Raw genomic sequence first — 25656 nt, 5'->3', positions numbered from 1 at the left:
CATGCCCACTCTGATCGCCGACTGGCGCGACCGCCCGACGCACCGCAAGGTCTGGGCACTCGCCGCGCCCATGATTCTGTCGAATATTTCCGTACCGTTGGTGGCGCTGGTCGACAGCACCGTCATCGGCCACCTGCCCCACGCCCATCAATTGGGCGCGGTGGCAGTCGGCGCCAGCCTCTACACTTTTCTCGCCTGGGCCATGGGTTTTCTGCGCATGGGCACCACCGGGTTTGCCGCACAGGCTGCCGGGCGCAGCGACGGTGCGGCATTACGGCAGATTCTGTTGCAGGGCCTGCTGCTGGCGATGGGACTGGCACTCGTGCTTGGCACGTTGGGTGTGCCGCTGAGCGGCGTCGCGCTGCACTTCATGCAACCGTCGGCGGAGCTGGATCAGCTCACTCGGGACTTTTTCCACACGCGGCTGTTCGGCTTGCCGGCGGCGCTGGCCAGTTATGCGCTGGTCGGCTGGTTCCTCGGCACGCAAAACGCCCGGGCGCCGCTGGCGATTCTGCTGAGCACCAACCTGATCAACATCGTTCTCAATTTGTGGTTCGTCATCGGTCTGGACTGGGGCGTGGTCGGCTCGGCGCGGGCCTCGGTCATTGCCGAATGGAGCGGCGCCCTGCTCGGCCTGCTGCTGACACGCAAGGCATTGCGGGCGTATCCGGGGCACATTGTCTGGGCGACGCTGAAGGTCTGGCAGAGCTGGCGCCCGTTGCTGGCGGTCAACCGCGACATCTTCATCCGCAGCCTGGCGCTGCAATCGGTGTTTTTCATGATCACCGTGCAAGGCGCGCGACTGGGTGATTCGACGGTGGCCGCCAACGCGCTGCTGCTCAATGGCTTGCTGTTGACGGCGCATGCGCTGGACGGTCTGGCCCATGCCGTCGAAGCTTTGTGCGGACACGCCATCGGCGCCCGTGATCGCCTGGCCCTGCGTCGATCGCTGGTGGTTGCCGGCGGCTGGTCACTGATCGCCAGCCTCGCCTTCGCCACGTTGTTTCTGCTGGCCGGGCACCTGTTCATTGAGATGCAGACCGACATCCAGAGCGTGCGCGACACGGCCTTCGTCTACCTGCCCTACCTCGCCGTGCTGCCGCTGATTGCAGTCTGGAGCTACCTGCTCGACGGCTTGTTCATCGGCGCCACCCGCGCGCGGGAAATGCGCAACGGCATGTTGATCACTGTGGTGCTGTTGATGCCGTTCGCCTGGGCGTTGCAAGGTCTGGGCAATCACGGGCTGTGGATATCTTTTCTGCTGTTCATGGTGTTGCGCAGCCTGACGCTCGGCGCACAAGCCTGGTGGCTCAAACGCAACGATGGCTGGTTCAGTGGCGGCGTTCACTGAGCTGGCGTGTGGGCGATAAACCCGACCACCTGATCGAGCACCGGCGCCAGTTGCCGCAACGGTCGTGACAAGGTCGCAACCAACGTAATGTGATTGGGCCGCGAGTAATACAAGTCCTGCACAGGCACCCCTGCCTCGCGCAGTTTGCTCGCAAGCCCGCCGGTGTTGCGCGTCGGGTTGACCAGATCATCCTCGGTCGCGGCAATCAGCAGCGCGGGCGGTGCGCCGCGACTGACATGGTTGATCGGCTGCGATTGCGGCGGTGAGTCCGGCCAGAAGAACACCGGGCGCACCTCGGGATTCTTGATCGGCAGAAAGTCGTAAGGCCCGGCGAGACCGATCCAGCCGCGCAAATCCTTGGGCGACATGCCCACCGCCGCGAGCCACTCACCATCCAGCGCAAGCATCGCTGCGTTGTATCCGCCAGAGCTGTGACCCATCACATACAAGCGCTGCGGGTTGCCGGCAAACTCGCGGATATGCGCTTTGGTCCACGCCACCGCCCGCGCGCCGTCCTGCAGAAACAGTGGATAGCGCACCTGTGGATACAAACGGTAATCCGCCACCACCGTGACTATCCCCCGGGACGCCAGCGCTTCACCGACAAAGCGGTAGTCAACGCGCGAGCCACTGTTCCAGCTGCCGCCATAGAAAAACACCACCACCGGCGCGCCCGCCATCGGCTGATGCGGCACATACACATCGAGCTTCTGCCGAGGGTCGTCGCCATACGCGATGCCCATGGTTTTGTCGTAGGTGCTGTCCGGTGTCAGCGCGTTGAGCAACTGCACGGGCGAGCAACCGCTCAGCGCCAGCAGCAACACACTGCCGATCACAGCGCCCACCCCTTGCCGGAAAAACCGTGTCATACGCGCCGAACCTCGCCTCAGGACTGATCGCCGCGCCACTGGCGTCGTACATGGTCAAGCCGCTGCTGTTGGGTCAAACCCACCGGCGGTGGCACCAGCACGGCACGCGGATGCAGCAAGCGTAGCCATAACCAGCCATCGAGCACGGTGCGGTCGCTGAATCCTAGCGCCAGGCCTTGTTGAACATGGGAGGACATCGTCGCGTAATCGGTTCCCAACGATTGGCACCAGCGCCAGATGTGCTGTTCCAGCAAGCAGGTTTGCAAGCGTTCGCGCTGGCGCCGGGTCAGGCTTTCTTCGATGCTCAGCGGTTCGACGGCAAGCCCCGGATTGCGCAACTGCTGCCAGCCCTGGCTGCCAATCGCGCGGTCGGCCCAAGTGCCGCCGAACCAGCGCAACTGACGGATCGGCCCGAGCCAGCGGCTCAATTCAGAGGCGTCGCAAGCGTCGAAAAAATAGCTCGCGGTCTGCCGGTTGTAATAGCTGAGCAACGCCCGATGACTCAATCCGAACGACACTGTGAGCATGCGCTGCAAGTGCCTCAGCAACTGTTGCGCCGAGACCTCACTGCCCAGCAACAGCCCACGCCAGGTGTCCGGATCGCGGTGACACAACGCGGCCAATGCCGGGCAATCGCGCAACTCGATCAACACCGGGCCATGCTCGCTGACCGGTTCAAACTCGGTGCCATCGAACAGCTTGAAGCACCGCACATCGGCAAAGGCCTGGCGCAATACCAGCAAGGCCTGCGGTGCATCCGGGCCATCGAGCAACAGCCACTGCGCCATGGGCTCAAGCGCCGCGCCAGTCATGTTGTGCCGCTCTGTTCAAGGGCGGTGACCAGTCGACAACTGCACACCGGCTCTGCGCAGTGACTGAAACTGCCGCCGCCGGGGATCAGGCACAACAGCAGCAACGGCTCGCCGGACGCCAGCAGTTGCTGCAGGCCTTCACTCACCAAGCTGTCGGGCAGTGGCGGGGCATCGTCAGGCTCGGCGACGGCAAGTGGCGGTTGCAGTACACCGCTGATCATCGGCTGATCCGGATCGCCCTCGAAAAAGCTCACCACCACCTCGACGCCATCGCTCAGCGCCGCCATTGGCGTTTGCGCCACGGATGGCGCGAGCGGTAGCCAACAGTGACTCGGCGCGGCGCCTTCACCTTGATAGAGCCAATCGAATTGCACCGCCACCGGGCGCTGGCAATCAGGCTGCGGTTCGTCCACCGTCACCACCCACGCCCGTTGCAGGCTGTGCATGCGCGAGGGCGCAGTGGCTGATGCACACGGCACCTGCAACGCACCAAACAAGCGATTGGCATAAGGACGTTCGAGGGAGGGATCGGCGCGGTGTTCAATGCGTGTGAGCAACCATGGGCGATTGCATTCGGCGAAAGGATGACCGGCCAATCGCAGCCAATGACCGCTGCGCAACGCCGCCAGCTCACTTTGTCCTTCGGCCTGTTGCTGGCCCGATGAGCTGGCCTGCACGGTCTCTTGCAACTGCCATTGGTGCAAGGTGCGAGAAGCGTTATGCCCATTGTCCTCGCGCTGATACCGCGCGGCACCGGCCAAGGGCAACTGCGCCGGATCATCGGCAAAAACCAGACAATGCCGGTCACGGTCGTGTTCAAAGTAATAGTGAATCCGCGCCTGCGCGCACAAGCGCTGGAGCAGTTGCAGATCGGACTCGCGGTATTGGGTGCAGAACGTCCGGGGCGCGTACTCCCCGCGTAACTCGAAGCGGCGCTGGGCACCGACGATGCCGTGCTCTCTGAGCACCTGTTCGATGATCTGCGGCACCGAACGGCCACTGAAGATTCGTTGGCTGAAGCGCAGCGCGAGGCAACCCAGTTTCGGCCCCAGACGGATCCGGCTCAACCGCAAACCCTGTCCATGATCATGCTCATGCTGGACAAGGCTCTGCAATTGCCCGTGCACACCCTCCCCCGACGGCCCGAAACAGAGGAACGCCGAACGGTAAAGCAGACCGGCGAGATCCAGGTGCGGATCGTCGATCAACACATCGATCTCGAACGCAAAGGATTCGCTGAGGGCTTCGCTACCGGTAAAGGCCAGGACTTCGAAGGGGTCGGACAGGCCCGCTACATCGAGACGAAACGACGACTCGTTGACTGGTTCGAACATGGGCGGATCTCTACAGGAGGGGCGGTCGGGGATTCTCGCCGAGAGCCATGGCCGAGTAGAGAGCTGAAGTACAACTTAGGAAATGACCTACGTGAAAAGCAGACCGGATGACTTTGCTGGCCGGGGATGCCAAGCATTTCGCGAAGATTTTGGGAGATATCCCACCGGGTCATGCGAATTTTCCACCACTTTCGGAAAAAATTCGGACAACCCGGCGAGATCGCCACCTGGCGTCAGGAGGACAGGTAGGAGGAACGGGTCAGGCCCAGACGCAAGGCATCGAGAAATTGCGTGCGCTCGCTGGCACTGATGCGGGCACTGGCGCACTTGTCGCGGTAGTGAGTCATCAGTTCTTCCGGCGACAAGTGCACGTAACGCAGCATGTCTTCGATGGTGTCGTGGGTCTCGATGCCGGCGTGGTACACGCTGCCATCGGCGTTCTGGTAGATGTTCACCGAGTCGGTGTCGCCGAACAGGTTGTGCATGTCGCCAAGGATTTCCTGATAGGCGCCGACCAGGAATACGCCCAGCAGGTAGTCTTCGCCTTCATTCAAACCGTGTACTGGCAGGCTGGTTTCGATGCTCTGCTCGTCGACGTACTGGTTGATCTTGCCGTCGGAATCGCAGGTCAGATCCTGCAACACTGCGCGGCGCAGCGGCTCTTCGTCGAGACGGTGCAGCGGGATGATCGGCAGGACCTGATCGATCGCCCAGGTGTCCGGCAGGCTCTGGAATACCGAGAAGTTGCAGATGTACTTGTCGGCCAGCTTGTCGTTGAGTTCGTCGAGCACCTGACGGTGCGAACGCTGACGCGCTTTCAGCGAGTTGTGCAGGCGACGGCAGACAGCGAAGTAGCACTGCTCGGCCAGGGCTTTTTCAGCCAGGGTCAGTTTGCCATCGGCGTATTGCGCGGCCACGTCGCTCATGTAGTGAGTCGCGCGCCAGTAGGTTTCGGTGACCATTTCGATGTCGGTCGGGCCGAGCAGATCAACCAGCCACTGCACGGTTTCCGGCAGCGCTTCCTTGTTTTCGATCTGCGGGATTTCGTCGTTGTGCTTCTCGACGTCGGTGACCTGCACGACCAGCATCGCGTGGTGCGCGGTCAGCGAGCGGCCGCTCTCGGAGAAGATGTGCGGGTGCGGCAACGCCTGCGCGTCGCAGAACTCCTTGAGCATGCCGACCACGACACCGGCGTAATCGTCCATGTCGTAGTTGATCGAGCTGGCGTTGCGCGAGTGCGTGCCGTCGTAGTCGACACCGAGACCACCACCGACGTCGATGTGATCAACCGGCAGACCGAGGTTGCGCAGCTCGCCGTAGTAACGGATCGCTTCCTTGAAGCCGTGCTGGTAGTCGGCCAGGTTGGCGATCTGCGAACCCATGTGGAAGTGCAGCAGACGGATGCCCTGATCGAGACCGGCCGCGCGGAAACGCTCGACCACCGACAGCAGTTGCGCCGCCGACAGACCGAACTTGGATTTTTCGCCACCGGTGTCCGCCCACTTCGACGACGCCAGCGACGACAGACGCACGCGCAGGCCGACCTGTGGCTTGACCTTCAGCGAGGCAGCTTCTTCGATCACCAGACCGACTTCGGATTCTTTCTCGATGACGATGAACACGTTGTGACCGAGCTTCTGACCCATCAGCGCCAGACGGATGAACTCACGATCCTTGTAGCCGTTGCAGACGATGGTGCCGCCCTTCGGCGCCAGCGCCAGCACGGCCAGCAGCTCAGGCTTGGAGCCGGCTTCCAAGCCGATGGACACGTCCTGGGTGGCAATGATGTTCTCGATCACCGCTTCTTGCTGGTTAACCTTGATCGGGTACAGCGCGGTGTACTTGCTCTGGTATTCCAGACGCTCGATGTTGGCATCGAAGGCGCCGGTCAACTGGCGGACACGGTCTTGCAGGATGTCGGGAAAACGGACCAGCAACGGCAAAGACAAACCGCTCTTGCGCAGTTGGTCGACTTGCTCGAACAGGTCGATAGGCGAGCTGCTCGGGCCGTTCGGACGAACTTCGACGCGACCGGCGTCATTGATCGCGAAATACCCGGCCCCCCAATGGCGAATCCCGTAAACACTGCGGCTGTCCGCAACTGTCCATTGGCTGCCATCGTCTTTGCGTGTGCGTCGTACGGACATCGAAGTCCCCTATAAAGAAGTCATAGTGCGTCGCCTGATCGCAGGCCGGCGCAGTCTAAAGAATGAAAATGACGGTTCGTCAGTGCGGCGGTAGACCTCACTGACTGCGTGGAGTTTAGAAACCGGTCATGAACAGGCTCTGTGAAAACCATGGAGACGACGCCGGATCTGAAGTGTTTCAGCGCCGGATCAAGCCGCAGATGGATTTCACAGAGGCTGCTAGCCGCCGGACTTCTTCGCTTTGAAACCGTGCTTGATCAGCTCAGCCAAGAGTAGCTCGACATGATCGCCCTGGATTTCGATGATGCCGTCTTTCAACGCCCCGCCAGTGCCGCAACGTTTCTTCAACGTTGTCGCCAACTCTTTGAGCGCGTCTTCGGCCAGTGGCACGCCGGTGATGGTGGTCACCGTCTTGCCGCCACGGCCCTTGCTCTCGCGACGCACGCGGGCAATGCCGTCACCGGCCGGGATCACGGTTTGTTTGCAGATACAGGCGTCTACCGGCTTACTGCATTCCGGGCAATGACGACCTGCGTCGGTGGAAAATACCAGGCCACCAAGGGCGGCGAAGGATGCGGCTTTTTTGGCCACCGGCAATCCTCTTGGGAGGACAAAGACTGATCGCGACCTTGGGCAAGGTCATCGACCGCGAAGCCCCACTCAGGCAGGGGCAGCGCTACTGCACCGATAAAGCGCCAAATGTAGGAGCTGTCGAGTGAAACGAGGCTGCGATCTTTTGATTTCGACGCCAAAACAAAAAATCAAAAGATCGCAGCCTGCGGCAGCTCCTACAAAAAGCACTCGCGGCGCAGCTTGAAAAGGTCGCGCAGTGTAACGGCAAAAATCCCGATTGCTAAGTGCCAATCGGCGCCAATTTATGTGTTCTTTGCGACGTCGCTTTGCTGCGCCTTCAGATAGCGCTTCAAAGCGGCCAGAGAGTCCGGGCAATAAGGCTTCTGCTCGATTTCCCGCATGACCTGATCGACTGGAATAAACCGCGCTTCCAGCACTTCTTCAGGTTGCAGGTTCAACGGGCCGTCCCACACGGCAGAAAACGCCGAACACCACAGACGATTGCCGGTGTCTTCGAAGTAGAAATGGTCATGGGCCGTCAGCTCTACGCCGCTGACACCCAATTCTTCTTCCAGCTCACGGGCCGCCGACTCGGCGTAGGTCTCGTCCGCCTGCACCATGCCGCCCGCCGCGACATCCCAGTAGCCGGGATAAATCGCCTTGCTCAAGGTGCGCCGGTGCACGCAAAGCTCACCGGCGGAATTGAACAACATGATGTAGGTGCCTCGACCAATCAGCCCACGCTCGCGCAGATCGGCACGGACGAGCGCGCCGAGCAGGTTGTCCTGCTCGTCGACCCAGGCGATCTGTTCGGCATCCGAGGCGGCGCGATGGGCCGCCTCTTTGGCGTTCTGACTCATGAATCAGCCCTGATTGAGCAGTTGACGCAAATCGATCACAGCGGCGTTGGCACGGGAAATATAGTTGGCCATGACCAGCGAGTGGTTGGCGAGGACGCCGAAGCCGCTTCCGTTAAGAATCATAGGACTCCAGACCGGTTCCTGCGAGGCTTCCAGTTCACGGATGATCTGACGCACGCTGACCGTGGCATTCTTCTTCGCCAGCACATCGGCGAAGTCGACCTCGATGGCGCGCAGCAGGTGCGACAGCGCCCAGGCCTGACCACGCGCTTCGTAGAACACGTTGTCGATCTGCATCCACGGGGTTTCGACGACTTCTTCATCAACCTGCGGCACTTCGCCGATCGCCGGCACTTCGGTTTTCAGCGCGGTATTGAGTTTGACCCGGCCAACGCTGGCCGACAGGCGTTGCGACAGCGAACCGAGACGGGTGCCGACGTCGCCCAGCCAGTTGTTCAGGTTGTCGGCGCGGGCATAGAACAGCGCGTTTTTCTGGGTTGGATCAGACAGGCGAGCCTGATAGCGGCTCAGCGAGTTGATGCCTTCCTGATACTCCGACTCACTCGACGGCAAGATCCAGCTCTTGTTGTCGAAGTTGAAACGCGGCTCGGCCTTGGCCAGATCGGCATCTTCCGCCGACTGCGATTGCGAACGGGCAAAGTCTTTACGCAGGGCGCGGGTCAGGTCGCGCACCTGCACCAGAACGCCGTATTCCCAGCTTGGCGTGTTGTCCATCCACAGGCCCGGCGGGAAGCGGTCATTGGAAATATAGCCGCCCGGCTTGTTGAGCAAGGTGCCGGCAACGGTCTTCAGGGTTTCGACGGTGGTGTAGCCGATCACCATCTGCTTGCCTTCTTTCTCGGCCGCCACTTGAGCGTTTTGCGCGACCGGAAACAGCGCCGGCTCCTGGCTCCAGTACCAGCCCAGGCCAATGGTCACCAGCAGATAGAGGCCGATCAGCGTGGCCAAAGCTCGGCTGAACAGCACCCCACCGACATAGCTGCGGGCGGCCGACTTGGGCTCGGCGGCACGTTCAGGCGCGCTGCCCGCGCGGTTTTTCCAGTCCAGCATGGCGATATCCTTTCAATCACTTGGGTTCAACGGTTCGACCACAACCATACAACAACGTGCCAAGGCCGGGCACCCGCGCGTAAAGATAAGCCGCAATTCGTATGGGCGAATGACGCTTCGACGATGACTAAGGGAATCCCCGATGCCCACGCTTCAGCCCATTGGCTTGAAAACCATCGCAAAGGTCACTCAGCGCTCGGGTAAAAGCACGACAGCGTGGTCATCCTGATCACCCTGTTTAGTCAGGGAGTGCCCGGTCTACGGGGACTTGTCAGACGCCAAGGTCAAAAACAAAACCGTCCGGTCAGAAACTGAATAGTGACGCATTGCAGATTATTGACGTACGACACTCGTGTAAGGGAAAAGAGGTGCTAGCATAGAGCCACCAGTCGATCTCAGCATGCAGCCTAACTAGTAGTCAGGATATGACCGAGCCAGAAGACCCCAGCCGTGAGCGTCTCAAGCACCACTTTGCCCAGCGGGTAATTCATCAGGCACGTCAGATTCTTGAGATATGGCAGCGCCTGCAACGCAGTGAGTGGTCCACTGTCGACCTCGCCGAACTGAGCGAGGCCAACCTGCGCCTGCTGCGTTTTGCCGAGCGCTTCGAACAGCCGGAACACACTCAGCTCGCGCGGCACATCAGCCAATCGCTGGAAGCAGTGGACGCCAATCGCGGCCGCCTCAGCAGCGGCCTGATCACCGACCTCAATCGCTTGATGCAGCGCTTGTCGCGTACCGGCCTGCGCCATGGCGACCAACTCGACCAGACTTTTTTGCCGCCTCTGCGCAAACCGATCTACGTAATGCTGCAGGACTACGACCGCGCCGAGCGTCTGGCCAAGCAACTGGAATTTTTCGGCCTGAGCGCGCAGGCGCTGGACAGTGTTTCAGCCTTTCGCTCCTCAATGGTCGAACGTCTGCCAGCAGCGATCGTCATGGACGTGGACTTCAGCGGCGCCGGCATCGGTCTGAAGCTCGCCGCCGAAGCCCAGGTCGGGCTGGAAGAGCCGCTACCGCTGCTGTTCTTCAGCCTGCACGAAACCGACACGCCGACGCGTCTCGCCGCCGTGCGTGCCGGTGGCCAGGAGTTCCTCACCGGCACTCTCGAAGCATCGAGTCTGCTGGAAAAAATTGAGGTCCTCACCTGCGTCGCCCAGTACGAACCTTATAAAGTGTTGATCATCGACGACTCACGCGCGCAAGCCCTGCACACCGAACGCCTGCTCAACAGCGCCGGGATCGTCACGCGCACCTTGATCGAACCGATTCAGGCGATGGCCGAGCTGGCCGATTTCCAGCCGGACCTGATCATCCTCGACATGTACATGCCGGCCTGCACCGGCACCGAACTGGCCAAAGTGATTCGCCACAATGATCGCTACGTCAGCGTGCCGATCATTTATCTGTCGGCCGAAGACGATCTGGACAAGCAACTCGACGCCATGAGCGAAGGCGGCGATGACTTCCTGACCAAACCGATCAAGCCGCGCCACCTGATCACTACCGTGCGCAACCGCGCCGCCCGCGCGCGCAATCTGAAAGCACGGATGGTCCGCGACAGCCTTACCGGCCTGTACAACCACACGCATATTCTGCAACTGCTCGAGGATTGCTCATTCCGCGCCCGCCGCGAGAACAAGCCGCTGAGCTTTGCCATGCTCGACATCGACCACTTCAAACGGGTCAACGACAGTCACGGCCATCCGATGGGCGACCGTGTGATCAAGAGCCTCGCGCTGTTTCTCAAGCAGCGCTTGCGTAAGACCGATTTCATTGGCCGATACGGCGGCGAAGAATTCGCCATCGTCATGCCCGACACTGATATAGAAGCCGCGCACAAAGTGCTCGACGAAATCCGCCAGCGCTTCGCCGAAATCCATTATCCGGCGCAGCCGCAGGATTTGTGGTGCACCTTCAGTGCCGGCGTGGTGGAAATGCACGATGACTGCGACAGCCTGATGATGGCCAGTCAGGCCGACGAAGCGCTGTACCGGGCCAAGGGGGCCGGGCGCAACCGGGTGCAGACCGCGCGCGACTCAAAGCAAAGTGCCACTTTTTCATCAGATTCCACTGATTCGGTCATAACCCTGTAACAGAACCGCAATAAATTCAGGCGCTTACCATTTCTGCCGTTGGTAGCCGTCATGCGCCTGAAGTTGCTCACCAATCTCAATACGCTGCTGCTGGTCGCCGTGTGCCTGGCACTCGGCGCTACGCTGTGGTGGTCGCAAAAAGCCCTCGAACGCCCGTATCTGTTGATGGAGCGTTATCTGGGGCTGTCGCAACAATTTCAGAACGAGGTGGCACGCAACGTTGAGGACTACCTCGGCAGCGGTGATGCCCTGCGCCTGAGCAGCGCCAGCCAGGCCATCGATAGCCTGCGCAAAGAACTCGATGAGTTGCCGCCGGCGCTGGCTGAAACGCTGCGCCCGAGCCTGTCGGGCCTGGATGAGTTCAGCAAAACCGACTTGCTCGCGGCCGGCAAACTGGCGGGTGATCCGCAGGCGTTGCTATTGCAGGCCGAGCGCGAATTGAGCGCCAGCCTCGATCAGTTCAGCACCTACGCCAACGGTAATCCGGCTTATCTGGCGCCGTTGCTCATCGCCTCTCAGCACTTGGGCAAACTGTCACTGGCGCGGGGCAAACTGGTCAGCAGCGGGCGCAGCGAACTGGCGGCCGATGTTGAGCGCGAAGTCACCAGTATTCGCTCGCAGGCTCAAGCGCTTGATGCCCTGCCGCTGCTCGGCGTCGTCGCCAACAATGAATCGGGCAGCGACGACTTCGCGGCGATGATGGGCATCGAGAACAGTGAAAAAACCGTCGCCGAAGATGCCGGGGTCGGCCTCAAGCGTGAACTCAACAGTTTGTTGGCCCGCTACCCGGCGGAGCTTGCGCGCACTCGCGACCAGATCCAGAAACGCGCCGACCTCAGCGCCGCCACTCACCAGAAAATCGCCGCCGTACAGCAAGCCATCGCCGGACTAGAGCCGGTGGTACGCGCCCAGCACGGCCAGATCCAGGGCGAAGTGCGCTTGATGCAAGGCGTGATGATCGGCCTGATTCTGCTGATCGCGTTGCTGATCGATACCTTGCAGCGCCGGCTCTCGCGCACCCTGACCAATCTGGCGCCGGCGCTTTCGACCTGGGCCGAAGGCGATTTCAGCCGCGATATTCATCTGGGCAAGACCAACCGCGAACTGCACGACATCGAAGCCTCGCTAAACCGCTTGCGTGCCTATCTGGTGGATCTGGTCGGGACGATTCGCGGCAATGCCGAACAAGTCGCGGGCAGCAGCCGCACCCTCGCCGAACTGAGCAACGACTTGCACAGCGGGGCAGAACATCAGGCCGGCGATACCGCGCTGATCCGCGATTCCCTCGGCGAACTTGAAGCGACAATCCAGCAAGTTGCCGGTGATGCACAACAGGCAGCAGAGGCCAGCCGTCACGCCGGACTGGCCGTTGTGCATGGCCAGACCGTGATCGGCCAGAGCCTGACCGGCCTGCACGCGCTGGTCGGTGAAGTTCAGGGCAACGCGCAGATGATCGAGCATTTGGCCGAAGAGTCGGCAACCATTGGCGGCGTGTTGACGGTGATCCGCTCGATTGCCGACCAGACCAACCTGCTGGCGCTGAACGCGGCGATTGAAGCGGCGCGCGCCGGGGAAATGGGCCGTGGTTTTGCCGTGGTGGCCGAGGAAGTGCGCTCGCTGGCACAACGCACCGCCGGTGCTACAGCGGAAATTCAGACGCTGATCGCCGGCCTGCAAACAGCGGCGCGGCAATCGGTCGAAGGCATGCGCGCACAGGTCGAACACGCCGAAGCCACAGCCAACCAGGCGCAAGCAGCGGATGGTGCGCTGGATAAAATCGTCGGCGCGATCCAGACCATCTCCGAGACGGCGATACGCATTGCCGATGTCACTGCGCAACAGAGCGGCGCTGTCAGCGAGATTCGCGATCACAGTGAGCGGATTCATCAGTTGGGTGGGGATAACTTGCTGCGGATCGGCCAAGGTCGCGAACAGGGCGAGAACTTGCTGGTTCTTGGCGGGCAACTGCATACAGCCGTTCAGGCCTTTCGTGTCTGACAAAGATCCCTGTAGGAGCTGCCGAAGGCTGCGATCTTTTGATCTTGCTTCTAAAAATCAAAAGATCGCAGCCTTCGGCAGCTCCTACAAGGATTGCCGCAAATGACCGGATCAAATCACTTGGTCACATATTTCGCGCAAACATCGGCCATCGTGCTGGCTATTGCATAGAACTGGACAGTCACAAAGTCTTTGCGGCATAGTCGCCGGGTTCTGACGATTGCTCACTCATAACAAGGACTACGCAGATGGCAACCCTCCTGGTGCTGCACGGCCCCAACCTGAACCTGCTCGGCACCCGCGAACCCGGCACTTACGGTTCAACGACCCTGGCGCAGATCAATCAGGATCTGGAGCGCCGCGCCCGTGAAGCCGGCCATCACCTGCTGTATCTGCAAAGCAATGCCGAGTACGAATTGATCGACCGCATCCACGCTGCGCGCGGCGAAGGCGTCGATTTCATTCTGATCAATCCGGCGGCTTTTACGCATACAAGTGTCGCATTACGTGACGCGTTGCTGGGAGTGAGCATCCCATTCATCGAAGTGCATTTGTCCAACGTGCACAAACGCGAACCTTTCCGCCATCACTCTTACTTCTCCGATGTAGCGGTGGGAGTGATCTGCGGCCTTGGCGCCAGCGGTTACCGACTGGCCCTGGAGGCTGCACTAGAACAGCTTGAAACACAGGCAACGACTTGAACTACAAGCGTTAAGCGCCCCTGACCGACCCTTGGGAGTTGATGATTCATGGATATCCGTAAAGTTAAGAAACTGATCGAATTGCTGGAAGAGTCCGGCATCGACGAGCTCGAGATCAAGGAAGGCGAAGAGTCCGTACGCATCAGCCGTCACAGCAAGACCCCGGCTCAGCAGTACTACGCGCCGGCGCCGATGCAAGCGCCGGCTGCCGCACCTGTTGCTGCTGCTCCGGTGGCTGCCGCCGCCCCGGCTGCCGCTGCTGCTCCAGCGCTGAACGGCACCGTTGCCCGTTCGCCGATGGTCGGCACGTTCTACCGTAAATCTTCGCCAACCTCGCCGTCCTTCGTTGAAGTCGGCCAGACCGTGAAGAAAGGCGACACTCTGTGCATCGTCGAAGCCATGAAGATGATGAACCACATCGAAGCTGAAACCAGCGGTGTGATCGAGTCCATCCTCGTCGAAGACGGCCAGCCGGTTGAGTACGACCAACCGCTGTTCACCATCGTTTGAACTGCGGAGAGCCTTTGATGACTGCGAAGTTGGAAAAAGTTCTGATCGCTAACCGCGGTGAGATCGCCCTGCGGATTCTGCGTGCCTGCAAAGAGATGGGCATCAAGACCGTCGCCGTTTACTCCAAGGCCGACAAAGAGCTGATGCACCTGGGTCTGGCAGACGAATCCGTCTGCATCGGCCCGGCTTCTGCCGCGCACTCTTACCTGCACATCCCGGCCATCATCGCTGCCGCTGAAGTGACTGGCGCTACCGCCATTCACCCAGGCTACGGTTTCCTCGCGGAAAACGCCGATTTTGCCGAGCAGGTCGAGAACTCCGGCTTCGCTTTCATCGGCCCGAAAGCCGAAACCATCCGCCTGATGGGCGACAAGGTTTCGGCCAAGCACGCGATGATCGAAGCAGGCGTGCCAACCGTTCCAGGTTCCGACGGCCCACTGCCGGAAGACGAAGAAACGGCGCTGCGCATCGGTCGTGAAGTCGGCTACCCGGTGATCATCAAAGCCGCTGGCGGCGGTGGTGGTCGCGGCATGCGTGTGGTGCACAAGGAAGAAGACCTGATCGCCTTCGCCAAACTGACCCGCACCGAAGCTGGCGCGGCGTTCGGCAACCCGATGGTGTATCTGGAAAAATTCCTCACCAACCCGCGTCACGTCGAAGTGCAAGTGCTGTCCGACGGCCAGGGTCATGCGATCCATCTGGGCGACCGCGATTGCTCGCTGCAACGTCGTCACCAGAAAGTTCTCGAAGAGGCGCCGGCACCGGGCATCGACGAGAAGGCACGCGAAGAAGTGCTGGCACGCTGCGTCAAGGCGTGCATCGACATCGGCTACCGTGGCGCCGGTACTTTCGAGTTCCTCTACGAGAACGGTCGTTTCTACTTCATCGAAATGAACACCCGTGTTCAGGTGGAGCACCCGGTTTCGGAAATGGTCACCGGTATCGACATCGTCAAGGAGATGCTCAGCATCGCCGCCGGCAACAAGCTGTCGTTCACGCAGGATGACGTGGTGATCCGCGGTCACTCGCTGGAATGCCGGATCAACGCTGAAGACCCGAAAACCTTCATGCCGAGCCCGGGTACGGTCAAGCATTTCCACGCCCCAGGCGGCAACGGCGTTCGCGTCGATTCGCACCTGTACAGTGGCTATGCGGTTCCGCCGAACTACGACTCGCTGATCGGCAAGCTGATCACTTACGGTGCCACCCGCGACGAAGCCATGGCCCGCATGCGCAATGCCCTGGACGAAATCGTGGTTGACGGGATCAAGACCAACATCCCGCTGCACCGTGATCTGGTTCGCGACGAAGGCTTCTGCAAGGGTGGTGTGAACATTCACTACCTCGAGCACAAGCTGGCTGGCGAGAAGCACTAAGCTTCAGCCCGCACCTGACAAAGCCGCCTTCGGGCGGCTTTGTTGTTTCTGCTGCAAAGTCAAAAGATCGCAGCCTGCGGCAGCTCCTGCCTTGGAATGCGAACTCCTGTAGGAGCTGCCGCAGGCTGCGATCTTTTGATCTTCAACCATGTTCGTGTTCTGCCGCGCGCTCGCGTAAACTTGCGCGCTTCTCGCCGGCCGCTAGGCTGCAATCAATATTTTTCAAAGGTGCCCGCCATGCCTTGGCTGCAAGTACGTCTCGCCATCAGCCCGGAACAAGCCGAAACCTACGAAGACGCTTTCCTTGAAGTCGGCGCTGTGTCGGTGACCTTCATGGACGCCGAAGATCAGCCGATCTTCGAACCGGAACTCAACACCACCCCGTTGTGGGCGCACACGCACCTGCTGGCGCTGTTCGAAGGCGGCACCGAACCGGCACCGGTTCTGGCCCATCTGGAACTGCTGACCGGCAGCCCGCTACCCGAGCATCACAGCGAAGTCATCGAAGACCAGGACTGGGAACGCAGCTGGATGGACGGTTTTGAGCCGATGCGTTTCGGCCAGCGCCTGTGGATCGTGCCGAGCTGGCACGCCGCGCCGGAACCTGATGCGGTCAACCTGCTGCTCGATCCGGGTCTGGCCTTCGGCACCGGCACGCACCCGACCACCGCGCTCTGCCTGGAATGGCTCGACGGTCAGGACCTGAAAGACTGCAACGTGCTCGACTTCGGTTGCGGCTCGGGGATTCTGGCGATCGCCGCCCTGCTGCTCGGCGCCAAGGAAGCGGTCGGCACTGACATCGACGTGCAGGCGCTGGAAGCTTCGCGCGACAACGCCGGGCGCAACAACATTGCCGATGAGCTGTTCCCGCTGTACTTGCCGGAAGATCTGCCGCAAGTTCAAGCCGATGTGCTGGTCGCCAACATTCTTGCCGGCCCGCTGGTTTCGCTGGCGCCGCAACTGTCCGGGCTGGTCAAGTCCGGTGGACGCCTGGCGCTGTCGGGCATCCTCGCTGAGCAGGGTGACGAAGTGGCTGCAGCTTACGCGCAGGACTTTGATCTCGACCCGATCGCCAATCGCGATGGCTGGGTGCGCATCACTGGCCGTCGGCGCTAATATGTCCGCCTGCATAATCCGGATCGCCGCATGACCGACAGTTTCGTCACCCAGTGCCCGCATTGCCAAACCAGTTTCCGCGTCAGCCATGCTCAATTGAGCGTGGCCCGCGGGGTGGTTCGCTGCGGCTCCTGCCTGCAAGTGTTCAACGCCGCCAAACAGCTGCTGGAACAACACGCCGGCAAGGACGCGGTGACGCCGATTGCACCACCGCTCGCCGAGCTGCCTGTCGAGGCGTCGCCGAGCATTGCCGCGCCGCCTGTTGTCGAGCCCCCCGCCATTGAACCTGCGGCACCGCGTGCCATCAGCCAGAAACAATGGAGCGCCTCGGCGCTTGATCTCGACAGCCTCGATCTGGACGAAGAACTGGCCCGTCTCGAACAACGGGAAATCCAGCCCGCCACCGAACTCGGCCGCCCGCGCGAAGAGTCCCTGAGCGCCCGTCGCGACAGCCCCGAGCCCGATGATGCCGCGTGGCCTGGCAGCCTGTTCAGCGAACCCGCCGATGAGCGGATCCCTGAGCCGGACGACGAACCACAAGCCGACGACATTGAACCGCTCACCTCCGAGCGCACCGAGCCTTCGCTGTCGCTGGAACCGGTGGATGTGGATGACGAGCCGGCGATTCCGCATCTGCGCTTGCACGACCCGATCGACCCGAATGCCCGCCGCGAACGCTTGTCGGCCAGCGACGAGGTCGATGACGACGATTTGCCATCGATCGAACCGCTGCGCAAAAAGCGCGAGCGCGCAGAGCCCGGCGTACGTGCCGAAGTCCTGCAGGACCTGACCGACGACCCACTGCAACTGGACTGGCAGAAACGCCGCTCACCGTGGGGACGCCGCTTGCTTTGGCTGTTGTTGGTCCTGCTGGCGGCAGGTGGACTGGCTGCCCAGTACATTTCCTATCATTTCGATGAACTGGCTCGACAGGATCAATACCGCCCGTGGTTTCAGCAAATCTGCCCGCAGATCGGCTGCACGGTGCCGTCGAAGGTCGACATCGCCCGGATCAAGAGCAGCAATCTGGTGGTGCGCAGTCACCCGGAGTTCAACGGTGCACTGGTGGTCGACGCGATCATTTATAACCGCGCGACGTTCTCTCAGCCCTTTCCATTACTGGAACTGCGCTTCGCCGACCTCAACGGCCACCTGATCGCCAGTCGTCGTTTCAAACCCGGCGAGTACCTTAGAGGAGATCTCGAAGGTCTGGCCGAAATGCCGCCGCAGACGCCGATCCATATTGCGCTGGATATTCTCGATCCCGGCCCCAAAGCGGTGAATTACAGCCTGAGTTTCCACTCACCCGAGTGAATCCCTGCATGGCTTTCGAATTGACGGCGGTTTTCTGACTTTGCCAGCCACGACCAAACCGGCGGCGATAACAGAATAACTGTTCAGATTTTGTTCAATTCAGCCTTTATCCAGTCATCGAGAGCGGGTATCATGCCAACCCTTTTTCGAACTCTCATGATCCGGCCCCACCTCAGGGAAGTCCTATGTCGGCGGTACGCATCGGCCCATACACATTGCAGAACGGCTTGATTCTCGCCCCGATGGCGGGCGTCACCGATCAGCCCTTTCGTCAGCTGTGCAAGCGTTTGGGCGCAGGGCTTGTAGTCTCGGAAATGGTCACCAGTGACATGAGCCTGTGGAACACCCGCAAGTCGCGCATGCGCATGATCCACGAAGGCGATCCCGAGCCACGCTCAGTGCAGATTGCCGGTGGTGATGCACAGATGCTGGCGGACGCAGCGCGGGCCAACGTCGAACTGGGCGCACAGATTATTGATATCAACATGGGTTGCCCGGCAAAGAAGGTCTGCAACAAGGCCGCCGGTTCCGCGTTGTTGAAAGATGAAACACTGGTGACCGAGATCCTGCAGGCCGTTGTGGCTGCGGTTGATGTGCCGGTCACCCTGAAGATCCGCACCGGCTGGGATCGCGACAACAAGAACGGCCTGACCGTGGCGAAGATCGCCGAGCAGGCCGGGATCACCGCGCTGGCAGTGCACGGCCGCACTCGCGCCGATCTTTACAAGGGTGAAGCCGAGTACGACACGATTGCCGCGATCAAGCAGGCCGTGTCGATCCCGGTGTTCGCCAATGGCGATATCGATTCGCCGGAGAAGGCCCGTTACGTGCTTGACGCGACCGGTGCCGATGGCCTGTTGGTAGGCCGCGCCGCCCAAGGGCGGCCATGGATTTTTCGCGAGATCGAACACTTCCTGCGTACCGGCGAGAAATTGCCGGCGCCGGAGCTGATCGAAGTGGAACACATACTGCTGGAGCATCTGGCCGCACTTCACGCTTTCTATGGGGACGTGATGGGCGTGCGCATTGCGCGCAAGCATGTGGGCTGGTATCTCGCAACCTTGCCGGGCGCCAGGGAGTTTCGCGCCCACTTCAATCGTTTGGATGGTACGGAAACACAATGCGCCAATGTTCGGGAGTTCTTCGCCGAGCATTACAAGAGCCTGACAGGGGACGAAGAAGGGGTGGCCGCATGACGATGATGACCGAGACTTTAGTGAGTGGAACAGCACCCGTGAGCGACAACGTGAATTTGAAACAGCACCTCAATACCCCGAGCGAAGAAGGCCAGACCCTTCGCGGGAGTGTCGAGAAGGCGCTGCACAATTATTTCGCCCACCTTGAGGGCGCGTCCGTCACGGATGTGTACAACCTGGTGCTCTCCGAAGTCGAGGCTCCCCTGCTCGAAAGCGTGATGAACTACGTCAAGGGCAACCAGACCAAGGCCAGTGAGCTGCTGGGACTTAACCGCGGCACGCTGCGCAAGAAACTCAAGCAGTACGATCTGCTGTAAGCATTCAATCAAACCAGAAAGGCGCCCGCGTAAAAAACGGTCGCCTTTTTTGCTGACTTCCTTTGCTTTTGATGGAAATTGAGATGACCGACCAGACTACCCGCCTGCCGATCCGCCGCGCCTTGATCAGCGTTTCCGACAAGACCGGGATCCTCGAATTCGCCAAGGAGCTTGAAGCCCTGGGCGTCGAGATCCTCTCCACCGGCGGGACGTTCAAGCTGCTGCGCGACAACGGTGTTGCCGCAGTGGAAGTCGCGGATTACACCGGTTTCGCCGAGATGATGGACGGTCGGGTGAAAACCCTGCACCCGAAAATCCACGGCGGCATCCTCGGTCGTCGCGGTATCGACGATGCAATCATGAGCGAGCACGGCATCAAGCCGATCGATCTGGTTGCCGTTAACCTCTATCCGTTCGAGGCCACCATCAACAAGCCAGGCTGCGACCTGCCGACCGCCATCGAGAACATCGACATCGGCGGCCCGACCATGGTCCGTTCGGCAGCGAAAAACCATAAAGACGTAGCGATCGTGGTAAATGCCAGCGATTACGCCAGCGTGCTCGAAGGCCTCAAGGCCGGTGGCCTGACCTACGCTCAGCGTTTCGACCTGATGCTCAAGGCCTTCGAACACACCGCCGCCTACGACGGCATGATCGCCAACTACATGGGCACCGTGAACCAGGCCGCTGAAACCCTGAGCACTGAAGGCCGCAGCGAATTCCCGCGCACCTTCAACAGCCAGTTCATCAAGGCCCAGGAAATGCGCTACGGCGAGAACCCGCACCAGAGCGCGGCGTTCTACGTGGAAGCCAAGCCTGCCGAAGTCGGCATCGCCACCGCGACCCAACTGCAAGGCAAAGAGCTGTCGTACAACAACGTGGCCGACACCGACGCCGCGCTGGAATGCGTGAAGAGCTTCGTCAAGCCAGCCTGCGTGATCGTCAAGCACGCCAACCCGTGCGGCGTGGCAGTCAGCCCGGACGCTGAGGGCGGCATCCGTCAGGCCTACGAACTGGCTTACGCGACTGACACCGAATCTGCGTTCGGCGGCATCATTGCCTTCAACCGTGAACTGGATGCCGAGACCGCCAAAGCGATCGTCGAGCGTCAGTTCGTGGAAGTGATCATCGCCCCTAGCGTCAGCGAAGAAGCCCGCGCCATTGTTGCGGCGAAAGCCAACGTACGTCTGCTGGCCTGCGGCGAGTGGTCGGCTGACCGCGCTGCAGCGTGGGACTACAAGCGCGTCAACGGCGGCCTGCTGGTACAGAGCCGCGACATCGGCATGATCAGCGCCGATGACCTGAAAGTCGTGACCAAACGTGCGCCGACCGAACAGGAGATCCACGACCTGATCTTCGCCTGGAAAGTCGCCAAGTACGTTAAGTCCAACGCCATCGTCTACGCCAAGAACCGTCAGACCATCGGTGTCGGCGCAGGCCAGATGAGCCGCGTAAACTCGGCACGTATCGCCGCAATCAAGGCTGAGCACGCCGGTCTGCAAGTGGCCGGTTCGGTGATGGCATCGGACGCGTTCTTCCCGTTCCGTGACGGTCTGGACAACGCGGCCAAGGTCGGCATCACTGCGGTGATCCAGCCGGGTGGCTCGATGCGTGATGCTGAAGTGATTGCTGCTGCTGACGAAGCCGGTATCGCGATGGTGTTCACCGGCATGCGCCACTTCCGTCACTGATTATTGCTTGATCGTACCCACGCTCTGCGTGGGCACGCAGCCCGGGACGCTCCGCGTCCCTCGGACGCAGAGCGTCCGTAGAGGCATTCCCACGCAGAGCGTGGGAACGATCAGCCCCCACAGAATTAGCGTCATCCGAGGTTTTTGAAATGAATGTTTTGATCATTGGCAGCGGTGGCCGTGAACACGCCCTGGCCTGGAAAGTGGCTCAGGATCCGCGCGTGCAGAAGGTTTTTGTCGCTCCGGGCAACGCTGGCACCGCCATTGAAGCCAAGTGCGAAAACGTCGCCATCGACGTGCTGGCCCTTGAGCAACTGGCCGACTTCGCCGAGAAAAACGTTGCCCTGACCATCGTCGGCCCGGAAGTGCCGCTGGTGGCTGGCGTCGTTGATCTGTTCCGCTCCCGTGGCCTGGACTGCTTCGGTCCGACCGCCGGCGCTGCGCAACTGGAAGGTTCGAAAGCCTTCACCAAGGATTTCCTCGCCCGTCACAAGATTCCGACCGCCGACTACCAGAACTTCACCGAGATCGAGCCGGCCCTGGCTTATCTGCGTGAAAAAGGCGCACCGATCGTGATCAAGGCCGATGGCCTGGCCGCCGGTAAAGGCGTGATCGTCGCCATGACCCTGGCTGAAGCCGAAGACGCCGTGCGTGACATGCTCGCCGGCAACGCTTTCGGTGACGCTGGTTCGCGCGTGGTCATCGAAGAATTCCTCGACGGCGAAGAAGCTTCGTTCATCGTCATGGTCGACGGCAAAAACGTTTTGCCGATGGCCACCAGCCAGGACCACAAACGTGTTGGCGACGGCGACAGCGGCCCGAACACTGGCGGCATGGGTGCCTACTCCCCTGCCCCGGTGGTCACCGCCGACGTGCACAAGCGCGTGATGGATCTGGTGATCTGGCCGACCGTGCGCGGCATGGCTGAGGAAGGCAACGTCTACACTGGCTTCCTCTACGCCGGTCTGATGATCGACAAAGCCGGCAACCCGAAAGTCATCGAGTTCAACTGCCGCTTCGGCGATCCGGAAACCCAACCGGTGATGCTGCGTCTGCAGTCGAGCCTGGTGCTGCTGGTTGAAGCGGCGCTCGCGCAAGCGCTGGACAAGGTCGAAGCCCAATGGGATCCACGCCCGAGCGTCGGCATCGTGCTGGCCGCTGGCGGCTACCCGGGCGACTACGCCAAGGGCGCAGCGATCAACGGTCTCGATGCTGCGGCGAAGCTGGAAGGCAAGGTCTTCCACGCCGGCACGGCACTGAAAGACAGCAACGTCGTCACTGCCGGCGGTCGCGTGCTCTGCGCCACCGCAATGGGCGCCAGCGTCGGTGAAGCGCAGCAGCAAGCCTACAAGCTCGCGGCCGCCATCGACTGGGAAGGCTGCTTCTACCGCAAGGACATTGGCTACCGCGCCATTGCCCGTGAACGTGGCGAAACCCAGGAATAAGCTGTCGATCAAGTCCGGCGAGGGATACCGTTCCTCGCCGGGCTGTTCCGCCGCCGCGCATCGTTATATTCTGGCATCAACCTACGAAGGGATTTCGCCGTGCGCTGGCTCAGGATTGCCATAAGCTTCACCGTCACGTTGCTGACCTTGCTCTGCATGCTCCCGGCCCAGGCCGCGCAAGGCAGTGGCTGGTCGGTATTGCTCGACGATCAAGGCAATCTGCAACTGAGTGATATCCGCTCCGCTCGCTACACCAATCAATTCAGCCCCATCGACCTTGACCGCCTCACCGCGTCCGAACCCGATGGCGCCTTGTGGCTGCGTTTCAGGCTGGCACCGGGCAAGCACGAGCAAGTGCTGCGCATCTTTGCCCCCGACCTGTCACAGCTCAATCTCTACGTACTCGACGGCGACAAGCTGATCGAGCAACGCAACACCGGCACCGACCAGCCGCAGGCCGAACGGCCGTTGCCGAGCAGCGACTTCATGTTGCCGTTGCCGCAGAGCGACAAACCCCTCGACGTGTATCTGCGCCTGGTGTCCGACCATCAGTTGCGCCCGCACGTCACCCTGCAATCGGCGGTGATGAGCGCGGCCAATCACAATCAGACGCTGGTCTTCGGTTTACTGTTCGGCTGCCTCGGCATGCTGCTGTTGCACAATCTGGTGCGCTACGCCTATTCCCGCTCGCGCAGCAGCTTATGGCTGGCGGTCTGCGAAGGCCTGCTGGGCCTGAGCCTGTTGCTGCTGCTCAACCTCGCCGGTCCCTGGCTGCCGAACTGGCATGCGGTGCAGACGCCGGGCGCCTATCTGGCGTTGCTGCTGACGGCGCCGGCCGGGCTGATGTTCGCCTATCGCTTCTTCGCCCCGCTCGGCCCGCATCCGCTGAACAAACTGTTGCTGGGCGACATTCTGTTTATCGTGACCTGTAGCCTGTTGCTGCTGTTCGTCAACACCCTGCCGCTGAACATCATCACTTATGCACTGGTGGCGCTGGCCGGCCTGAGCATGTTGTTCGTCGCGTTCTATCACTGGCAGAAGGGTTACCGCCCGGCGCGTTTGTTCGTCGCGGCGATGGTGGTGTTCAACATCGGCACGCTGATCATTCTTCCGGCCTTGCTGGGGCTGACATTGGTCTCGCCGCAAGGCTTGATCATGACCCTGATGGCATTCATCTGCATCAGCGGCCTGCTGATGAGCATCGCCCTCGGTGAGCGTCAGCGCAGCATCACCGAAAGCCGTTTCAGCGTCAGCCGCGACCTCGCCGCAAGCAATGCCGAGATCAACGCCAAAGCCGAATTCCTCGCCAAGATCAGCCACGAAATCCGCACGCCGATGAACGGCGTGCTCGGCATGACTGAACTGTTGCTGGGCACGCCACTGTCGGTCAAGCAACGCGATTACGTGCAGACCATCCACAGCGCCGGCAACGAACTGCTGACGTTGATCAACGAGATCCTCGACATTTCCAAGCTTGAATCCGGGCAGATCGAACTGGACGACGTGCAGTTCGACCTTAATGCCTTGATCGATGACTGCCTGAGCATTTACCGCGCCAAGGCCGAACAGCAGAACGTCGAACTGATCAGCTTCATCCAGCCGCAAGTGCCGCGAGTGATCAGCGGTGACCCGACACGTCTGCGTCAGACGCTGCTGAGCCTGCTGGAAAACGCTCTGAAGAAAACCGATGAAGGTGAAGTGCTGATCGTCGTCGCGCTCGACGAACGCAGCAGCAAGCCACGCCTGCGCATCGCTGTGCAGGACAGCGGCCAACCGATGGATCAGGAAGAACGCGACGCGCTGATGCACGCCGAACTGCACAGCAAGCACTTCCTCTCGGCGAATCGCTTGGGCGGCAATCTCGGTCTGGTCATCGCGCGGCAACTGATTCGTTTGATGCAGGGCGAATTCGGCATCAAGAGCGGCGCCAATCAGGGCAGCACCTTATGGTTGACCCTGCCGCTGGATCCGGATCGCCTCGAACACCCGACCTCCGATCTCGACAGCCCATTGCAAGGCGCACGAGTGTTGGTGGTCGACGACAACGACACCTGTCGCAAAGTACTGGTGCAGCAATGCAGCGCGTGGGGGCTGAATGTCAGCGCCGTGCCTTCCGGCAAGGAAGCGTTGGCCCTGTTGCGCACCAAGGCGCACCTGCGCGATTACTTTGATGTGGTGTTGCTCGATCAGAACATGCCGGGCATGACCGGCATGCAGCTCGCGGCCAAGATCAAGGAAGACCCGAGCCTGAACCACGACATTCTGCTGATCATGCTCACCGGCATCAGCAATGCGCCGAGCAAGATCATCGCGCGCAACTCGGGGATCAAACGCATCCTCGCCAAACCGGTGGCCGGCTACACCCTCAAGACTACGCTGGCCGACGAACTCAACCAGCGCAACAAAGGCCAAGTGGTGTTCCAGCCGCAAGTGGTCACCCCAGCCACGGCTGCCAAAGTGCCGAGCGACTTCCGCATCCTCGTTGCCGAAGACAACACGATTTCGACCAAAGTGATTCGCGGCATGCTCGGCAAGCTCAACCTGCAACCGGACACCGCCGCCAACGGCGAAGAAGCCCTGCAAGCGATGAAAGCCCAGCGTTACGACCTGGTGCTGATGGACTGCGAAATGCCGATTCTCGATGGCTTCTCGGCGACCCAGCAACTGCGCGCGTGGGAAGTCAGCAACCAACGCATCCGCACGCCGATCGTGGCATTGACGGCGCACATTCTCGCCGAACACAAGGAGCGCGCGCGTCAGGCCGGGATGGATGGGCACATGTCCAAGCCGGTCGAGTTGTCGCAATTGCGCGAGCTGATCGAGCACTGGGTTGCCCAGCGAGACCAGCAGAACCGGACGGCGTCGACCTTCTGAGCAGG

Annotated in this window: 20 protein-coding genes; 13 read left to right on the top strand and 7 right to left on the bottom strand. The window is 61.0% G+C overall.

Going from position 1 to position 25656, the window contains the following annotated elements:
- Position 1 precedes the first annotated feature (1 nt).
- On the top strand, positions 2-1351 hold the full coding sequence (locus ACM6JQ_RS03665) for an MATE family efflux transporter (RefSeq protein WP_414893241.1): 1350 nt from the start codon (positions 2-4) through the stop codon (positions 1349-1351).
- Here the strand turns inward: ACM6JQ_RS03665 and ACM6JQ_RS03660 are convergent.
- The 7 genes from ACM6JQ_RS03660 to ACM6JQ_RS03630 form a co-directional block, all read right to left on the bottom strand.
- Entirely contained in the window at positions 1345-2220 is an 876-nt protein-coding gene (locus ACM6JQ_RS03660) for an alpha/beta hydrolase (RefSeq protein ID WP_414893240.1), read from the bottom strand. The genes ACM6JQ_RS03665 and ACM6JQ_RS03660 overlap by 7 nt on opposite strands.
- Positions 2221-2237: 17 nt before the next feature.
- Positions 2238-3032, bottom strand: coding sequence for a DUF4123 domain-containing protein (locus tag ACM6JQ_RS03655; protein ID WP_007914618.1), 795 nt, complete (start codon positions 3030-3032; stop codon positions 2238-2240).
- On the bottom strand, positions 3029-4366 hold the full coding sequence (locus ACM6JQ_RS03650; protein WP_414893239.1) for a type VI secretion system Vgr family protein: 1338 nt from the start codon (positions 4364-4366) through the stop codon (positions 3029-3031). Before ACM6JQ_RS03650 ends, ACM6JQ_RS03655 begins: the two co-directional genes overlap by 4 nt.
- A 233-nt stretch (positions 4367-4599) precedes the next feature.
- Positions 4600-6513, bottom strand: coding sequence for an arginine decarboxylase (speA, locus tag ACM6JQ_RS03645; protein WP_007914615.1), 1914 nt, complete (start codon positions 6511-6513; stop codon positions 4600-4602).
- Positions 6514-6732: 219 nt separating this feature from the next.
- On the bottom strand, positions 6733-7104 hold the full coding sequence (locus ACM6JQ_RS03640) for a translation initiation factor Sui1 (RefSeq protein WP_007914613.1): 372 nt from the start codon (positions 7102-7104) through the stop codon (positions 6733-6735).
- 284 nt (positions 7105-7388) lie between these two features.
- A complete protein-coding gene (locus ACM6JQ_RS03635; protein ID WP_007914611.1) occupies positions 7389-7946 on the bottom strand; it encodes an NUDIX hydrolase in 558 nt (185 codons plus the stop codon).
- Positions 7947-7949: 3 nt separating this feature from the next.
- Positions 7950-9017 carry a DUF2333 family protein gene (locus ACM6JQ_RS03630; protein WP_007914608.1) on the bottom strand — a complete coding sequence of 356 codons (1068 nt, stop codon included), beginning with the start codon at positions 9015-9017 and terminating at the stop codon, positions 7950-7952.
- 425 nt (positions 9018-9442) lie between these two features.
- Between ACM6JQ_RS03630 and gcbA the strand changes: the two genes are divergently transcribed.
- From gcbA to ACM6JQ_RS03570, 12 genes are all read left to right on the top strand, one after another.
- Positions 9443-11113: a diguanylate cyclase GcbA gene (gcbA, locus tag ACM6JQ_RS03625; protein ID WP_007914606.1), complete on the top strand. Its 1671-nt coding sequence runs from the start codon at positions 9443-9445 to the stop codon at positions 11111-11113.
- Between the two features lie 51 nt (positions 11114-11164).
- Positions 11165-13111, top strand: a complete 1947-nt coding sequence (locus ACM6JQ_RS03620; RefSeq protein WP_414893238.1) for a methyl-accepting chemotaxis protein — start codon at positions 11165-11167, stop codon at positions 13109-13111.
- 248 nt (positions 13112-13359) lie between these two features.
- A complete protein-coding gene (aroQ, locus tag ACM6JQ_RS03615; RefSeq protein ID WP_007914604.1) occupies positions 13360-13812 on the top strand; it encodes a type II 3-dehydroquinate dehydratase in 453 nt (150 codons plus the stop codon).
- A 48-nt stretch (positions 13813-13860) separates the two neighbouring features.
- On the top strand, positions 13861-14322 hold the full coding sequence (accB, locus tag ACM6JQ_RS03610) for an acetyl-CoA carboxylase biotin carboxyl carrier protein (protein WP_007914603.1): 462 nt from the start codon (positions 13861-13863) through the stop codon (positions 14320-14322).
- Positions 14323-14339: 17 nt separating this feature from the next.
- Positions 14340-15698, top strand: a complete 1359-nt coding sequence (accC, locus tag ACM6JQ_RS03605) for an acetyl-CoA carboxylase biotin carboxylase subunit (RefSeq protein ID WP_007914602.1) — start codon at positions 14340-14342, stop codon at positions 15696-15698.
- 237 nt (positions 15699-15935) lie between these two features.
- Positions 15936-16814: a 50S ribosomal protein L11 methyltransferase gene (prmA, locus tag ACM6JQ_RS03600; RefSeq protein ID WP_007914600.1), complete on the top strand. Its 879-nt coding sequence runs from the start codon at positions 15936-15938 to the stop codon at positions 16812-16814.
- A 30-nt stretch (positions 16815-16844) separates the two neighbouring features.
- The gene (locus tag ACM6JQ_RS03595) at positions 16845-18128 is read left to right on the top strand and encodes a DUF3426 domain-containing protein (RefSeq protein ID WP_414893237.1); all 1284 of its coding nucleotides are present in this window, start codon (positions 16845-16847) and stop codon (positions 18126-18128) included.
- A 185-nt stretch (positions 18129-18313) separates the two neighbouring features.
- Positions 18314-19324, top strand: coding sequence for a tRNA dihydrouridine synthase DusB (gene dusB / locus ACM6JQ_RS03590; RefSeq protein ID WP_414893236.1), 1011 nt, complete (start codon positions 18314-18316; stop codon positions 19322-19324).
- On the top strand, positions 19321-19641 hold the full coding sequence (gene fis / locus ACM6JQ_RS03585; protein WP_003221275.1) for a DNA-binding transcriptional regulator Fis: 321 nt from the start codon (positions 19321-19323) through the stop codon (positions 19639-19641). The genes dusB and fis overlap by 4 nt, the downstream gene beginning before the upstream one ends.
- A gap of 83 nt (positions 19642-19724) precedes the next feature.
- Complete coding sequence (gene purH / locus ACM6JQ_RS03580; protein ID WP_007914589.1) at positions 19725-21332, top strand: bifunctional phosphoribosylaminoimidazolecarboxamide formyltransferase/IMP cyclohydrolase; 1608 nt, start codon at positions 19725-19727, stop codon at positions 21330-21332.
- A gap of 149 nt (positions 21333-21481) precedes the next feature.
- The gene (gene purD, locus ACM6JQ_RS03575) at positions 21482-22777 is read left to right on the top strand and encodes a phosphoribosylamine--glycine ligase (protein ID WP_414893235.1); all 1296 of its coding nucleotides are present in this window, start codon (positions 21482-21484) and stop codon (positions 22775-22777) included.
- Between the two features lie 99 nt (positions 22778-22876).
- Positions 22877-25651, top strand: coding sequence for a hybrid sensor histidine kinase/response regulator (locus ACM6JQ_RS03570; RefSeq protein WP_007914583.1), 2775 nt, complete (start codon positions 22877-22879; stop codon positions 25649-25651).
- Positions 25652-25656 lie beyond the last annotated feature (5 nt).

The organism is Pseudomonas sp. IT-232MI5, from assembly GCF_949767845.1.
Lineage (GTDB): Bacteria > Pseudomonadota > Gammaproteobacteria > Pseudomonadales > Pseudomonadaceae > Aquipseudomonas.
Note: the sequence above shows the minus strand (reverse complement) of the source record. Positions and strands in the feature narration are given on the sequence as shown.